The following is a 16,496-nucleotide window of genomic DNA, read 5'->3' as shown; positions in this document are numbered from 1 at the left end:
GTGGGGCGGCGTATTCATATGTCAGCCCTATGATTTTGAAATTAGGAGGAAATTATTCATGACTAACGGTGGAAAAATTACAGTAACTAACGGTGTACTAAATGTTCCAGATCACGCAACAATTCCTTTCATTATCGGTGACGGTACTGGACCGGATATTTGGCATGCGGCATCACGTGTACTTGAAGCGGCTGTAGACAAAGCGTACGACGGCAAGAAAAAACTTGTATGGAAAGAAGTTCTTGCAGGAGAGAAAGCATTCAACGAAACGGGCGAATGGCTACCACAAGAAACACTTGACACAATCGAAGAGTATTTGATCGCTATTAAAGGACCTCTTACAACACCAATCGGTGGCGGTTTCCGTTCATTGAACGTTGCACTTCGCCAAGAGTTGGATCTTTACACTTGCTTACGTCCAGTGCGTTACTTTGAAGGGGTTCCTTCACCCGTTAAGCGTCCAGAAGACTGTGATATGGTTATTTTCCGTGAAAACACAGAAGATATTTATGCAGGAATTGAATACAAAGAAGGTACGCCGGAAGCTAAGAAAATGATTAATTTCTTGCAAAATGAAATGGGCGTTAAAAATATCCGTTTCCCAGAAACTTCTGGAATCGGTATTAAGCCGATTTCTGAAGATGGTACAAAACGTCTAGTGCGTGCTGCTCTTAACTACATCATCAAAGAAGGCCGCAAATCATTGACGCTTGTTCATAAAGGTAACATCATGAAGTTCACGGAAGGCGCGTTCAAAAACTGGGGCTATGAAGTGGCTGAACAAGAATTTGGCGATAAAGTATTTACTTGGAACCAATATGACAAAATTCAAGAAGCTGAAGGAACAGAAGCCGCGAACAAAGCTCAATCAGATGCTGAAGCAGCAGGCAAAATCATCGTTAAAGATGCAATTGCTGACATCTTCCTACAACAAATCTTGACACGTCCAAAAGAGTTTGATGTTGTTGCAACAATGAACTTGAATGGTGACTATATTTCTGATGCACTTGCTGCACAAGTTGGTGGAATCGGTATCGCACCTGGTGCGAACATTAACTACGATACAGGCCATGCAATCTTTGAAGCAACACACGGTACTGCACCGAAATATGCAGGTCTTGATAAAGTAAACCCATCTTCAGTTCTTCTTTCAGGTGTTTTAATGCTTGAACACCTTGGATGGAACGAAGCTGCAGCAATGATCACAGCTTCAATTGAACATACAATTGCATCTAAAGTTGTTACTTACGACTTTGCACGTCTAATGGACGGTGCTACTGAAGTAAAAGCTTCAGAATTTGCTAATGAATTGATCAAAAACCTATAATGTTGAAGGGGGATATTTCCCCTTCGTACATAATTTGAAAATCGAGTAGCAGATGCTACTCGATTTTTTTTCTGATTATTGTTAAACTTATAGTGTTCGAGTATATCTAAAGGGGGAAGCACGTTGATACTTGGAAAGAAAAGACGTCTTGGAAGAAAGATTGAAGATATTACTGTTGGAGAAAAGTTAAAGTTGACAGAAAAAATAGAAGATAAAGACCTACTACTTTACCTAGGGTTAACGAATGATAGTAACCCGCTTTATATTCAGCATGATTACGCTTCGCAGACTACTTTTGAAAAACCAATTGTACCAACCATTATGCTGACTGGAATTGTAACCTCGGCTATTTCAAAATATTTGCCAGGCCCGGGCTCACATGTTGTGGAACAGCACCTAACATTCCAAAAACCTGTCTATCACTATTCGACGATTGAGTTTCTGTTCGAGGTGACCCGTGTGACTAGAGAAGATAATCGTATTGATATTTCGGTAGAAGCTCGTGATGAGCAACAAGGGATTGTCATTTCAGGAACAGTGTCGGCACTACCACCAAAAGTGGAGGAACGTCTTACTTCACAAGCGATGGATAATTTTTGATGGGAGAGCTGATTGAGAGAATGTCTAAACAAAAGAAAATTTTAATTGTCGATGACGAACAACCGATTCGTACATTGCTCGAATATAATTTACAGCAAGCGCAATATGAAACGATTTCAGCGGCTGATGGTGAAGAGGCGGTTCAACAAGCAGAGTTGGAAAAGCCCGATTTAATATTACTCGATTTAATGCTTCCGAAAATGGATGGTTTAGATGTTTGTAAAACATTAAGGCAGCGTGGCGTCGATATTCCAATCATTATGTTAACGGCAAAAGGGGACGAGTTCGACAAAGTGTTGGGGCTTGAAATAGGTGCAGATGACTATATGACTAAACCATTTAGCCCGCGTGAAGTAGTAGCCCGTGTGAAAGCTGTGCTACGACGTAGTGGAGATGCTGCAGCGCGTAGCGAAGATAATAATAGCGTCATGAGTTCTGGGGCGCTAACTGTTCATCCTGAGCAATATGTGGCGTATCTAAACAATGAAGAATTAGAATTTACACCAAAGGAATTTGAGTTGCTTGTATATTTTATGCAAAATAAAAATCGAGTCCTGTCGCGTGACCAATTATTAAGTGCGGTTTGGAATTATGACTTTGCGGGAGATACACGCATTGTCGATGTTCATGTCAGCCATTTACGTGAGAAAATTGAAGAAAATACAAAGAAGCCAGCATTCATTAAAACGGTAAGGGGAATTGGCTATAAATTTGAGGAGCAGAAAGCATGAGCAAAAGTCTTTACGCTCGCCTTGTAGTTGCTTGTGCAATCCTTCTATCAGTCCTTTTAACTGGCCTTGGAATTGTTCTTGGTCAGTTTTTTCCGTTATTTGCGGAAAGCAGTCAACTTGCATTGCAACATCAATATTGGTTATTCCTAATCGCCACACTCGTTATTGCCTTTTTGTTGTCTATATTTATCGCTTCAAAGATGATGTTGCAATATGCCCGTCCAATTGATGATATGACGAAAATAGCGACTCGGATTGCGAATGGTGATTATTTGGTGCGGGTCCAAACGGTCGACTCGGATTATGATAATGATTTAGGGATGGCTCTTAACAAAATTGCAAGCGATTTTCAGGAAATATCGACGCAGCAAGTCATGGAAAAAGAGCGTTTGAAAACACTGATTGAAAGCATGGGTAGCGGACTTCTTATGTTTGGACGAGGAGGGACGGTCAATCTTTTCAATGAAGTATTTAAAAAAACGTTCGGATTATCAGAGCGTGAAGTGGTCGGTAAAACGTTTAAAGAAATCGGTTTACCAATTGCGATTGAAAATCTGATTGAAGATGTTTTTATGACAGAACAAGTTCGCGCAAAACAAATACGCATTGATAGTAGTGATCATCCTGCTTATATGAGTGTATATGGAGCGCCTGTTATTGGTATTCATGGAAATTGGCTAGGGATTGTTGTCGTCATCCATGACATCACGGAGCTCATCCGACTTGAAGAAGTAAGAAAAGACTTTGTCGCGAACGTTTCTCATGAATTACGCACACCCATTACATCTATAAAGGGATTTACGGAAACATTATTAGATGGCGCAATGAATGAACCTGTTATTATGAAAGAATTTCTTGGGATTATTCAGAAGGAAAGTGACCGTTTGCATTTGCTAATCGACGATTTACTCGAATTATCGGGAATGGAAAGGGAAGCTTTTTCGCTTACGTATGCAATTGTTAATGTGAAAGAAATGATACAAGATGCAATGAAAATCGTCTCTAGAAGCATGGAACGCAAGAAGATGAACATAGTTTCGGAGATTCCTGAAAATCTATTCATCGAAGCAGATGCTAGTCGACTCATTCAAGTGATGGTCAATTTGTTATCGAATGCTATTAGTTATTCGAAAGAGGATACAAAGGTTACAGTTACTGTCACTAGTTCTGTGAACGAGGTAGTGATTACAATTCGCGACCAAGGGATTGGGATTGAGCAATCAGAGTTACCGCGACTATTTGAGCGATTTTATCGGGTGGATCGTGCTAGGAGCCGAGATTCAGGTGGAACAGGGTTAGGTCTAGCAATTGTCAAGCACCTTGTTGAAATTCATGGTGGTCGCGTTGAAGTAGAAAGTACGATTGGCGTCGGGACTACTTTTTGTATTCATTTGCCGATTACGCATGATAAGTGAGCGATCCGCAACTCGGAATTCCTGGTCACACATACAATTCAAAAAATAAAGCCCTTCGACCGAGTATCATTGTCGATTCAAGGGCTATTTCAGTATCATGTTCTTATTATTCCTAGTATAAATGCAACAGCCATTACCATATCTCGATATGGAATAAATGATTTGTCGCACTTTAACATTGTAAGTATATCTATTCCCTATACAAACCAAGCAAAGGCGCCTTAATGGCGGGAGGCATCCCCCCTAGCGCCGAAGCGGATTCAATGGAATGTTTTATTGTTTAGGCATTTTCTCTAGGAAATAAGTCGAATCGGGAGTGAGGGGACAGGCACTGCCACAATTTGAAGTGCACGAATGGTGTCAATGTCTGTCCCCGTTTGTGCTTTCCAACCAAAAAGCGTAGGGCTCTCAATTATTCGAGAGTCCTACGCTTTTTCACGATATTATGAAACTTCCAGCAAACTAATCCGTATAACATAGAGGATACATATAAAGGAGGGACTTTAAAATGAGTACACGCCGAATTTCAGTTATTGTCGGTATGGCGATTGCCGGTTTATTACTTATCGTTATTGCTTTTACAACTTGGTACACAGTTGATGAGTCAGAGCAGGCTGTTGTGATTACTTTTGGGAAAGCAGATACACCTATTACAGAATCAGGACTGCATTTCAAACTGCCTTGGCCGATTCAGAATGTAGAAATACTTTCGAAGGAAACGTTTAGTCTTCAGTTTGGCTATAAACAGGATCCAGGTGGCGAACTTGTATCATTTGATAAAGAAACAAAAATGATTACAGGGGATGAATATATTGTCCTGACAGATCTTGTTGTGCAGTGGAAAATTACAGAGCCGCAAAAATATTTATTCAATGCACAAGACCCTCAGGAAATTCTTTCTGATGCAACGTCTGCATCGATTCGTTCAGTTATTGGAAGCTCGACGATAGATGCTGCGTTAACAGACGGTAAAGCTGAAATCGAAGCACAGACACGTGAACTGCTTTCTACACTCATTGAAAAATATGATATTGGTATTGCGATTCAAGGTGTGAAATTGCAAGATGTTGAACTTCCGAATGCGGAAGTTAGGGCAGCTTTTACAGCAGTGACAGATGCCAGAGAAACGAAAAATACGAAAATAAATGAAGCGGAAAAATATGAAAATCAGAAAAAGAATGAAGCACAGGGGGAGCGTGACGCTATCAAATCGCGGGCAGCAGGGCAAAAGACAGCTCGTGTCGAACAGGCACGCGGTGATGTCGCCTTGTTTAACAATCTGCATACGGAATATATGAAAAATAAGGAAATTACGCGCCAACGATTAGTACTTGAAACGCTCGAGCAAGTGTTACCAAAAGCGAAAATTTATATTATGAATGATCAAGGTGAAACTGTGAAATATCTACCCTTGCAACAATTGGAAAACCAAACACCTCCACCAGTAGTAGAATCGACTAAAGAAGGAGGCGGGAAGTAATGGCAAATGATAATAATCCATTTAAAACAATTGAAGGTAAACTAGCAGAAAAGCAACGTAAGAAACAACAAGGAACTGGAGAACCTAAGGCACCGATAGAAGTAAAGAAATATGTGAAGCTGACACTTTTTTGGACCGCTTTATTTGCGATTGTCATTATCCTAATCGCCAATGTCTTTGTCGTCAAAGAAGGAGAATATCACGTCGTCCGTCAATTCGGTGAGATTAAACGTACAGTCCAAGAACCGGGTATTAACATAAAAATACCATTCATTCAAAGTGTCACGACCTTACCGAAAAGTCAAATGACGTTCAATGTATCTGAAGAGGAAATTAACACAAGAGACAAAAAGCGTATTATTATTGATAACTATGCTGTTTGGAAAATTACACATCCAGGTGATATGATCTCCAATGCACGAAACATCGTCAATGCTGAAGCGCGAATGGAAGAGTTCATTTACTCAGTTGTAAGGACAGAGCTTGGACAACTTGACTATGTAGACGTTGTCAATGATGAGAATTCTTCACGTGGGAGTTTAAATGACCGGGTAACAGAGCGAGTCAATGAATTTCTTGCTGAAGGTAATTATGGAATCGAAGTGGTTGACGTACGCATGAAGCGCATTGATCTACCACAAGAAAACGAACAATCCATCTACACACGGATGATATCTGAACGTGAATCGACTGCACAAACGTATTTATCTGAAGGGGATGCAGCCAAGCAACGTATCGAAGCGGAAACAGATCGTGAAGTGCAGGAAATGCTTGCCTTAGCGAAAAAAGAAGCAGCTATTATCCATGCTGAGGGTGAATCTGAAGCAGCAAAAATCTACAATGATACTTTTTCAAAAGATCCTGAGTTTTATAACTTATATCGTACACTTCAGTCATACAGCAAAACAATCGGTGATGACACGATGATTATTCTTCCAGCCGATTCTCCGTATGCGAAAGTGTTAACGGGTTACTTGGAATAATGGAATGCCTGCATGGTTAGCGGAAAACCCGCCATGCAGGCATTTTCATTTACTATGGCTATCGTGGTAAGATAAATGCAGATGATGTCTTAATTTTATTCAGCAACCTCCTGCCGAATAAAATTAAATAAGAGGAGTGGACCGAACATGTCGACAAAGAAAATTGTTTTATTGGATGGCAATAGCTTGGCTTACCGTGCCTTTTTCGCCTTGCCTTTATTAACAAATGATAACGGAATTCATACGAACGCTGTGTATGGTTTTACGATGATGTTACAAAACATTCTCGAGGATGAAAAACCGACCCATATACTAGTGGCATGGGATGCAGGGAAAACAACATTTAGGCATTCGACATACGGGGAATATAAGGGAGGACGTCAGAAAACGCCACCTGAATTATCCGAGCAGTTCCCCTACTTGCGTAAGCTGCTAGATGCCTATCAAATTCCTCAATATGAACTGGATCAGTATGAGGCGGATGACATCATTGGCACGCTGAGTAAAACGGGCGATGCAGATCAAGCGGAAGTTGTAGTTATCTCAGGTGATAAGGACTTGACGCAACTGGCGAGCGGTCATACGACGGTGTACATCACCCGAAAAGGGATGACGGATATTGAAAAGTATACACCTGACCATGTACGTGAGAAATACGGCATTGAGCCACATCAAATTATTGATATGAAAGGCTTAATGGGCGATGCATCTGATAATATTCCTGGTGTTCCAGGTGTAGGGGAGAAGACAGCACTTAAATTGTTAATCGAATACGGTTCAATTGAAAATGTCTACCAATCCCTCGATAAAATTACGGCTAAAAAGCTGAATGAGAATTTGACGAATAATGAAGCACAGGCATTTATGAGCAAAGAGCTAGCGACGATTGAAGTCGAAGCACCTATTACTGTTACATTGGATGATTTGGTGTATAGCGGACCCGATTTGGACGAAGTGGCTGCGATTTATCAGGAATTAAAATTTAAAACACTATTAGAAAAGATCGCACCACAAGCAGCGAATGAGCCGCAAATTGCGATTGAAGTGACAATCGTCAGCGACTTGACGCAGGCTGACTTAACAGATGACATGGTCGTCCATATTGAGATGATGGATGAAAACTACTTAACGGCAGATATTCTTGGAATTAGTCTAGCCGATGCAATGGGTACGCAGTTTGTCCCGCTACGAGTTGCTAAGAAATCCGTTGCATTCCAAGAATGGTTAAAAGATCCTGCTAAAAAGAAATATGCGTCGGACTCAAAAGCAGCCATTGCGTCACTAGCTCGTGAAGGGCTGGAAGCAGATGGTTTTGAATTCGATTTCCTGCTAGCTACGTATATTGTCAATCCATCGACGACATATACAGATGTGGCTTCGATTGCGCGTGAGTTCGGCTATATGGATATTCAGCAAGACGAAGTGGTCTATGGCAAAGGTGCTAAGAAAGCAGTACCAACTGAAGAAGTTATTGCGGAACATGCTAGTCGCAAAGCACAAGCGATTTGGCAGTTACGTCCAACTGTTGAAGAAAGATTGAAAGAAAATGACCAATACGATTTATATCACGAACTTGAATTACCACTTGCTAAAATTCTTAGTAAAATGGAAATAACAGGCGTGAAGACAGACTTGGCGACACTACAAGAAATTGGTGTCGATTTGACTGCTAAGTTAACGGAACTTGAAGCGGCCATTTACGAAGCGGCTGGAGACAAGTTCAACATTAATTCACCAAAACAGTTGGGTGTTATATTATTTGAGAAAATAGGGCTAACGCCGATTAAAAAGACCAAGACGGGATATTCAACGGCGGCAGACGTCCTTGAAAAGCTCGAAGGTGAACATGAAATCATTAGTTTGATTTTAACGTATCGCCAATTGGGTAAACTGAATTCAACATATATCGAAGGATTATCTAAAGAAATTCATGATGATGGAAAAATCCATACACGCTTTCAACAAGCACTAACAACAACAGGTCGTCTTAGTTCCATTAACCCGAACTTGCAGAACATTCCTGTTCGATTAGAAGAGGGAAGAAAAATCCGTGCAGCATTTGTCCCGTCTGAACCAGGCTGGTATTTATTTGCGGCGGATTATTCTCAAATTGAGTTGCGTGTACTTGCTCATATGTCACAGGATACCAAGATGATTGAGGCGTTCCGTGCAGGTGTGGATATTCATACGCAAACAGCAATGGACGTGTTTGGGGTAGATAAAGAATCTGTGACGTCAGATATGCGCCGTGCTGCGAAAGCGGTCAACTTCGGAATTGTTTATGGCATTAGTGATTATGGATTGTCGCAGAACTTGGACATTACTCGAAAAGATGCGGCGAAATTTATTGATACGTATCTCAATAGCTTCCCGGGTGTGAAGCAGTATATGGCTGATATTGTAGCAGATGCAAAGCAGAAGGGGTATGTGACGACACTCATGAATCGTCGCCGTTATTTGCCGGACATTACGAGTTCGAATTTCAATTTACGCGGTTTTGCTGAACGAACAGCTATGAATACGCCGATTCAAGGGAGTGCCGCAGATATAATTAAGAAAGCAATGATTGATATGGCAGCTAGGCTGGAAGCGGAAGGCTTGCAAACGCGTATGCTGTTACAAGTGCATGATGAATTAATATTTGAAGCGCCAGAGGATGAAATTGAAAGGTTAAAAGTAATTGTACCAGAAGTGATGGAATCCGCACTTACACTCGATGTGCCACTAAAAGTCGATTGGGCATTTGGATTATCTTGGTACGAAACGAAGTGAGGGAAATGATATGCCAGAATTACCGGAAGTAGAAGGGGTTGTCCGTTCGCTTGCACCAATCGCAACGGGCAGGACAATCTGTAAAGTAACCGTGTCGGATACGGTGATAAAGTCGAAGCAACTGGGGAAAGAAGCGATTGTAAAGGGGATTACAACGGAGGACTTTTCGGTTGATTTGGTAGGTATGACGATTGCGAACGTCACGCGCCGTAGCAAATACATTTACTTTCATTTGATAAAAGACGGTAATACTTGTCTCCTTGTTAGTCATTTAGGAATGTCAGGCGCATGGTTCACGGTCAAATCTATTGATGATATTACGGAAATGAAATTCCGTAAGCATATCCATGTTATTTTGTCGATGGACGACGGGGGATTGCTCGTTTATTCAGATATACGAAGATTTGGAGAGCTGCGGCTCATCGGTTGTGAAGCAGATCACCCGCCCCTGTTAAAAATGGCGCCAGAGCCGTTTGCGGAAGAAGCTTGTCGGCATTTCTTAGATATGGCGGCTATGCCGAAGTATGCGCGAAAGGCGATTAAAGACGTCATCATGGATGGGCATGTGCTTTCGGGTTGCGGCAATATTTATGCAACGGAAGCGTTGTTCAAGATGAATATGCATCCCGCGCGAACGGCTGAACAGGTTAGTTTGGCTCGGAAAAAAGAATTGTTCCAGGTGATTGTGGATGTGCTACAGGAGAGCATTGATGCGGGCGGTAGTTCGATTTCGGATTACCGCAATATTGATGGACAAGCAGGGACAATGCAAGACCGCCTGAAAATGTATGGCCGGAAAGTATGTAGTGCATGTGGTGCGAATACGGAAAGCTTGAAAATTGCAGGTAGAACATCGGTTTATTGCCCAGCGTGTCAGAAGTGAGGAGAATGTCACATGATCATTGGTTTGACAGGTAGTATTGCTAGTGGGAAAAGTACAGTGTCTGCCATGCTGCGAAAAAAAGGGTTTCCAATTGTGGATGCGGATGAGATTGCCAGGCTTGTTGTTGAGCCGGGCAGTCCCGTTTTGCTTGAAATCAGCCGTCAGTTTGGTGAGGATATTGTCAATAAGGATGGTTCACTTAACCGCGAAAAATTGGGTGGACGTATTTTTGGTAATGATGAGGAAAGACAAAAGTTGAACAGCATTATCCATCCTGCAATACGTCAGGAAATGCTGCGACAAAAGGAGGAGTGGCTGTCGAATGGAGCAAACACAGTCATTATGGATATCCCCTTGCTGTTCGAAAGTAAGCTCCAATCATTTGTCGATAAAATCATTGTTGTGTCTGTTTCACCAGAAGTCCAAAAAGAACGGCTTATTGCTCGAAATGTGTTATCGCAAGAAGAAGCGGATACACGAATACGTTCACAATTGCCTATGAAGATTAAAGAACAGGGAGCAGACGTGGTTTTGTACAATGATGGTACACTAGAAGAAACGGCGAAACAGCTTGAAAATATACTGTTAGAGTGGCATATTGCACCTTGATTTGTATTCTGAAAAGTGGGAATATATTAATGTTCTCACGTAATCTTTTCTTTTGCGTTTAATGTGTTATACTAATTAATGAAAAGTGATTAAGAGTATAACATACATGCAGGAGGACTGGTTTTTATGACTACTTCTATAGCGATTAACGGGTTTGGACGGATTGGACGGATGGTTTTCCGCCAAATGATCACCGAGAAAGAAGTAACGATCGTAGCGGTGAACGCGATGTACGCACCAGAAACTCTTGCCCATCTACTCAAGTACGATACCAATCACGGACCATTTGATGGTGAAGTGATTGTGGAAGAACATGCACTTGTTGTCAATGGAAAACGTGTTATGATCGTTTCAGATCGCGATCCGCTCAATCTACCTTGGAAAGAGCTTGGTGTAGACATTGTGATTGAAGCGACAGGTAAATTTAATTCACGCGACAAAGCCGCACTTCATCTAAAGGCGGGTGCAAAAAAAGTTATCATCTCTGCACCAGGTACCGATGAAGATATAACAATCGTTTTGGGCGTCAACGATGATAAGCTTGATATTGAAAAACATGATATTATTTCAAATGCTAGCTGTACAACGAATTGTTTGGCACCAGTAGCAAAAGTATTGAATGATACATTTGGTATTGAAAATGGGTTGATGACAACTGTTCATGCCTATACGAATGACCAAAAAAACTTAGATAATCCGCATAAGGACCTTCGGCGTGCACGTGCTTGTGCACAGTCCATTATTCCAACTTCAACAGGGGCGGCGAAAGCGCTATCACTTGTACTTCCTGAATTGGAAGGGAAGATTCATGGCTTGGCATTACGTGTGCCGACGCCAAACGTATCACTTGTCGATCTTGTTGTAGATGTGAAAACAGATGTAACAGTTGAAATGGTAAACGAAGCATTCAGACAAGCATCCGTTGGAACAATGACTGGTATACTGCGTTTTACGACTGAACCGCTAGTTTCCATTGATTTTAACACGACGACGGACTCTGCGATTATTGACGGGTTGTCAACGATTGTCATGGGTGACCGAAAAATAAAAGTGCTTGCTTGGTATGATAATGAGTGGGGCTACTCCGCCCGCGTTGTTGACTTAACAAAAAAGGTAGCCAAGGCCTTACAAACTGCTATAGCAGCCTAATCATGAGTCCTCCATCAAACTGATGGAGGATTTTTTTCCTTTGCACGGTTTTCTGATGTTCTTGCTAATGTTCTGTTATAATTAACTTGATTCATCAAAAATCCCCCTCATTTTATGAGTAGCGGGATGAATGTTAAAATGGCATATAAATATGGACTCAATTATGCTGAGGCGTAATTTATTAAATATATCTATGAAAAATCGGAGGATACACATTATGAAATGTCCAGCTTGCCAATACAATGGCACTCGGGTCATCGATTCTAGACCGGCCGAGGAGAATCGATCGATTCGACGTCGTAGAGAATGTGAACAGTGTTCGTTCCGATTTACGACTTTTGAAAAAGTGGAGGAAACACCACTCGTTGTTGTGAAGAAGGATGGTTCACGGGAAGAGTATAGTGGAGAAAAAGTATTGCGGGGCCTTATTCGCGCGTGTGAGAAACGTCCTGTAGCTCTAGAGGATTTGAAAGCCATCGTTTATTCCATCGAAAAAGAATTGAGAAGTGCCGGAGTCGCGGAAATCAATTCTGATGAGGTTGGAGAAATGGTGATGAAATTATTAGCAGATGTCGATGAAGTGGCTTATGTTCGATTCGCATCGGTTTATCGTGATTATCAAGACGTGACAGTTTTTATTGAAGAGCTTCAACGATTACAGCAGCGTTCGCAAAAATAATAGTTTACTTCAATTTATTAGTCACCTAGAGAGGGAGGAGGAGCCGTGATGGCATACCTCTACAAGGAGCTTCAGCCAATTGATGCTTATACAATCATGTTGGCACACCCATTTACAGATTATGACCGCCAATTAGTTACGTTATTTTATCAGCCGCTTATTGGTCGGGATGCTATGAGCCTATTTATGACACTATGGGCAGATGCAGAGCAGCAAGAGAATTTGGTCTATAACCACTATCACTTGATGAATATTTTGACGATGCCACTTGGACCTGTTTTTGAAGCGCGTATCTCGCTCGAAGCTATCGGGCTATTGCGAACATCCAGAAAGAAAAGTGGTGATGCTAGAGAGTTTTTGTACGAGCTATTGCCGCCACTTGATGCCAAGGCTTTTTTTGCAGATCCCTTACTATCGACGTTTCTATTTAGTAAAATAGGTGAGCAGTCGTATCGGGGCTTACGTGCTCGATTTTCATTAGACCTTAAGCGGGATAATGACTTTGAGGATGTATCTAGAACATTTTTGGATGTATACACTCCTATCCAAAAAGGAACGATTATAGATGAAGTTGCTGATTTTAAAGGCCGTACTGAGTCGTTAGGCGTTCCGTTTGTGCAGACAGATTTTGATTTTGATCTTTTGCAATCTGGTTTGTCTGAGCAAATGGTTCCGCAAGCTGCATTATCTACTGTTTCAAAGGCAATGATTGCAAAATTGGCCTTTTTATATACATTGAATCCACTAGATATGCAAAAAGTGGTGATAATGGCGCTTGATGAGGACCTTAAATTGCCGGAAGAGCGATTGCGTAAAGCTGCTTCCGAATTTTATAAGATGAATGTAACAAAACAGCCGCCCCAATTGCAAAAAGTCTTTGTACAGGAGCCACCTAAACAATCAGCTGAACTAAAATCACGGGGCGATGCAAACGCCTATTATCTTGAAAACACTTCTCCGATTGAAATCCTACGTGAATTAAGGGGCGGCAAGGAGCCGTTATCTGTGGATGTGGAGTTGGCTGAAAGGCTAGTCAATACATATGAGTTGTCTTATGGCGTCGTCAATACGCTATTACAATATGTTTATCTCCGCAATGATGGGAAATTGACAAACAAGTATGTGGAGCGAATTGCCTCCCATTGGGCGAATAAAGAACTAGAGACAGCAGAAGCGGCAATGGAGTTGGCGCGCCAAGAACATGATAAGTATACGAAGTGGAAAAATGAAGGTCAAAAGCCAGCAGTGCAAAGAAAACCAACGCGCGAAGAAAAAGTGCCTGATTGGTTTTACAAAAAAGAACAACCGCAGGACAAGAAAGAGCCGAAGAAATCGGTAGCTGTCGACGAAGAGCGTAGGCGATTATTGAAGGAATTAGGTGTAACAGGAAACGGGGTGGAGTGAAATGGAACGAATTGGAGATACAATGAAACGTGTCGTAAAAGCACCAGCTTTTGCAGCGCGCTATGAAGAGTTGCGTAATGAAGTGATGGAAAGTCCGGGTGTCCAGCAGTTTTTGACGGATCATGCAGATGACATTAACAAAGATGTTGTCGACCGGAGCCTGCCGAAATTATACGATTATGCATCAGCTTCGCATGATTGTGGTAAATGTGCGGACCTTGGAGGCTGTATTAATGTGTTGAAAGGGTTCGAACCGAAATTGGTACTGACGCGTGGTCTAATTGATGTGGAGTATATGAAATGTAGGAATAAGCTCATAGACGAAGAAAGTAGAAATGTGTCTAAGATGATTGACAGTTATTATATGCCAAAGGATGTCATGGAGGCGAGACTGCAAAATATTGATATGTTTTTCGATGATAGTCGAGTTAGAATTGTGCGTGTAGCGAAAGACTTTTTGAATGCTTTTGACGAAACGGGGAAGCTTCCTGAAAAAGGGATGTATATTTACGGTCCGTTTGGTATTGGGAAGTCCTTTATTTTAGGCGCCTTAGCTAATGAATTGGCAAATCGTCGAATTCGTACAGTTGCTGTCTATGTGCCGGAGTTTGTGCGTGAGATGAAACAGTCGATACAGGATCAGTCGCTCAATGAAAAAATTGAGTTTGTGAAAAAAGCACAGGTGCTTATGCTTGATGATATCGGTGCGGAGGCAATGTCTGCTTGGACACGTGATGAAGTGATTGGGACTATTTTACAATTTAGAATGGCTGAAAAATTACCGACATTTTTCACATCGAATTTTAGTTATGAAGAATTAGAACATCATTTGACGTATAGCCAGCGCGGTGAAAAAGAAGCAGTTAAAGCTGCGCGTATCATGGAAAGAATTCGTATGGTCAGCAGTCCATTGCGACTTGATGGTGAAAATAGGCGCGGGAAGTAAAATAAATGCGTATGATTAAGAAGCGATTCTTAGTCATACGCATTTGTGATTATTATAGCAATGGACCGATGTTAAAAGTTTCTTTTTCCAGGATCTAAATCATTGTTGTTATTCCGTCTTTTATTGTTGTTTTTTTGATTATTCAACCGATCGATGTCAAATGTATCGCCAAATTCTCCACGCATGTCATTTTTGCTTGCGTCTTGATTTTGTTTAGGGTCTTTGTTTTCAATGCGCTTATTGTCCGTATTGTTGTTTTTGGGCAAGATTAATCACCTCCATGAATATATCATGTGCATTAAAGTAATTTTTATTCGTTGAAAAATTTCATGTGTAGAAATGACCTAATTTTACACCGTTTACATATTCCAAAACAGCCTCGCATAGCATACGAGGCTACTACTAATATGGAAGAGGTGGGTTATGCCTTACACGGATAATTATGAAAGGGATACCTTTGGCATTATTGACTTTTGGGTGCGCAATAATTTTGAGCATGGGGAATTTTTTGATCGGGAAATTAGTCATCATGAGTTAGAGCTAGCCCGTGCTAATCAGCTTATGACGCAACGAATGGGGATAATTTTTAAAAAAGCAGAATCAAAAACGGGTGATATCGGGACTTTATTGGATGAAGCCAAAAGCTCCACACATGAATTTCATGACTTACTTGTCCATACGATGGATAAGGCGTTACACTGCGAAGTCATTATTTCGACACCCACATCTCTACTCGACCATATGATACGTGAAGCAGAAGAAGCGCAAAAGGTTTTTAAATTAATTGAAACAGGTGCTTATGTCTCTCCAGCAAATGCAACGATCCATGAAAATAACTTTTGGCTGCGGCAAATGGTCGATCATCTCATTTTCATCAGCCATTATGTTGATGCCTCGAACTATGAACTACATGACCAAGTTAGGGCAATGACGAGAAAATTTGAGAACTTATTCCTCCAAGCAAATGCACTTAAAACAATACTACGTCAGCCACGTAACGAAGTATCCCCGGTATTAAACACCTTTAACCAAATGGTTATTAAAGAAGCCAAAGCCCTAGAAGCATTTAAACTAGAATTAAGCGCACTCATCAAATCCTGTGCTGCCATCACAACAGCTCCGCCAGATTTGCTGGAGCATATTGCTAGGGAAGCGCATCATTTATGGAGAAACCTAGAGGATCAAGTAGTGCTTTGAAAAACAGGCTTGCATTTACTTTGCAACCGGCGTATACTCAATTATATTAATTAATCTGAAATGCAACGAAGAGGACAACAATTGTTTTGTCGACCTACAGAGAACGGGGTCATTGGCTGGAAGCCCCGACGGATAGACGAACGATTTACCACCTTGGAGCAGCGATGGTGAATATTTTAGTAATCATTGACGGTCCCGGCCCGTTAGCCGATGTCAAGCTTCATCTTTCCAAACATTTATTTGTGTTGGACTGAAGAAACAAGGGTGGAACCGCGAGCTAAAGCTTCGTCCCTTTCCAGGGATGGGGCTTTTTTTGATTCC

The 16,496-nt window shown here is 41.4% G+C and carries 16 protein-coding genes; 15 read left to right on the top strand and 1 reads right to left on the bottom strand.

Features of this window, described 5'->3' with window-relative positions; translation table 11 throughout:
* Positions 1-58 precede the first annotated feature (58 nt).
* The 13 genes from icd to dnaI all read left to right on the top strand — a co-directional run bounded on the left by icd (position 59) and on the right by dnaI (position 14,978).
* Entirely contained in the window at positions 59-1,327 is a 1,269-nt protein-coding gene (gene icd, locus MKZ10_RS13285) for an NADP-dependent isocitrate dehydrogenase (protein WP_342505423.1), read from the top strand.
* A gap of 123 nt (positions 1,328-1,450) precedes the next feature.
* Positions 1,451-1,927, top strand: a complete 477-nt coding sequence (locus MKZ10_RS13280) for a MaoC/PaaZ C-terminal domain-containing protein (protein WP_342505422.1) — start codon at positions 1,451-1,453, stop codon at positions 1,925-1,927.
* Positions 1,927-2,658 (top strand): response regulator transcription factor, encoded by a 732-nt coding sequence (locus MKZ10_RS13275; protein ID WP_342505421.1) that lies wholly within the window; start codon positions 1,927-1,929, stop codon positions 2,656-2,658. Before MKZ10_RS13280 ends, MKZ10_RS13275 begins: the two co-directional genes overlap by 1 nt.
* Entirely contained in the window at positions 2,655-4,073 is a 1,419-nt protein-coding gene (locus MKZ10_RS13270) for an ATP-binding protein (RefSeq protein WP_342505420.1), read from the top strand. Before MKZ10_RS13275 ends, MKZ10_RS13270 begins: the two co-directional genes overlap by 4 nt.
* A 508-nt stretch (positions 4,074-4,581) precedes the next feature.
* Positions 4,582-5,553 (top strand): FtsH protease activity modulator HflK, encoded by a 972-nt coding sequence (gene hflK, locus MKZ10_RS13265; RefSeq protein ID WP_342505419.1) that lies wholly within the window; start codon positions 4,582-4,584, stop codon positions 5,551-5,553.
* On the top strand, positions 5,553-6,536 hold the full coding sequence (locus MKZ10_RS13260) for a protease modulator HflC (RefSeq protein WP_342505418.1): 984 nt from the start codon (positions 5,553-5,555) through the stop codon (positions 6,534-6,536). Before hflK ends, MKZ10_RS13260 begins: the two co-directional genes overlap by 1 nt.
* A gap of 147 nt (positions 6,537-6,683) precedes the next feature.
* Positions 6,684-9,308: a DNA polymerase I gene (polA, locus tag MKZ10_RS13255; protein WP_342505417.1), complete on the top strand. Its 2,625-nt coding sequence runs from the start codon at positions 6,684-6,686 to the stop codon at positions 9,306-9,308.
* A 10-nt stretch (positions 9,309-9,318) separates the two neighbouring features.
* Positions 9,319-10,191: a bifunctional DNA-formamidopyrimidine glycosylase/DNA-(apurinic or apyrimidinic site) lyase gene (mutM, locus tag MKZ10_RS13250; protein WP_342505416.1), complete on the top strand. Its 873-nt coding sequence runs from the start codon at positions 9,319-9,321 to the stop codon at positions 10,189-10,191.
* Between the two features lie 12 nt (positions 10,192-10,203).
* Complete coding sequence (gene coaE, locus MKZ10_RS13245; RefSeq protein ID WP_342505415.1) at positions 10,204-10,800, top strand: dephospho-CoA kinase; 597 nt, start codon at positions 10,204-10,206, stop codon at positions 10,798-10,800.
* A 126-nt stretch (positions 10,801-10,926) separates the two neighbouring features.
* On the top strand, positions 10,927-11,949 hold the full coding sequence (locus MKZ10_RS13240; RefSeq protein WP_342505414.1) for a glyceraldehyde-3-phosphate dehydrogenase: 1,023 nt from the start codon (positions 10,927-10,929) through the stop codon (positions 11,947-11,949).
* 217 nt (positions 11,950-12,166) lie between these two features.
* Positions 12,167-12,628: a transcriptional regulator NrdR gene (nrdR, locus tag MKZ10_RS13235; protein WP_342505413.1), complete on the top strand. Its 462-nt coding sequence runs from the start codon at positions 12,167-12,169 to the stop codon at positions 12,626-12,628.
* 48 nt (positions 12,629-12,676) lie between these two features.
* Positions 12,677-14,032 carry a DnaD domain protein gene (locus MKZ10_RS13230; protein WP_342505412.1) on the top strand — a complete coding sequence of 452 codons (1,356 nt, stop codon included), beginning with the start codon at positions 12,677-12,679 and terminating at the stop codon, positions 14,030-14,032.
* Between the two features lies 1 nt (position 14,033).
* Complete coding sequence (dnaI, locus tag MKZ10_RS13225) at positions 14,034-14,978, top strand: primosomal protein DnaI (RefSeq protein ID WP_342505411.1); 945 nt, start codon at positions 14,034-14,036, stop codon at positions 14,976-14,978.
* Positions 14,979-15,049: 71 nt separating this feature from the next.
* Here the strand turns inward: dnaI and MKZ10_RS13220 are convergent, their stop codons facing one another.
* Entirely contained in the window at positions 15,050-15,244 is a 195-nt protein-coding gene (locus tag MKZ10_RS13220; protein WP_342505410.1) for a hypothetical protein, read from the bottom strand.
* Positions 15,245-15,401: 157 nt separating this feature from the next.
* Here MKZ10_RS13220 and MKZ10_RS13215 point away from each other — a divergent pair, with 157 nt between their 5' ends.
* Entirely contained in the window at positions 15,402-16,175 is a 774-nt protein-coding gene (locus MKZ10_RS13215) for a DUF2935 domain-containing protein (RefSeq protein WP_342505409.1), read from the top strand.
* Between the two features lie 86 nt (positions 16,176-16,261).
* Positions 16,262-16,429 (top strand): hypothetical protein, encoded by a 168-nt coding sequence (locus tag MKZ10_RS13210; protein ID WP_342505408.1) that lies wholly within the window; start codon positions 16,262-16,264, stop codon positions 16,427-16,429.
* Positions 16,430-16,496 lie beyond the last annotated feature (67 nt).

This window comes from Sporosarcina sp. FSL K6-2383 (genome assembly GCF_038618305.1).
Lineage (GTDB): Bacteria > Bacillota > Bacilli > Bacillales_A > Planococcaceae > Sporosarcina.
The sequence above is the reverse complement of the archived record's forward strand: the minus strand, read 5'-3'. Positions and strand labels throughout refer to the sequence as shown.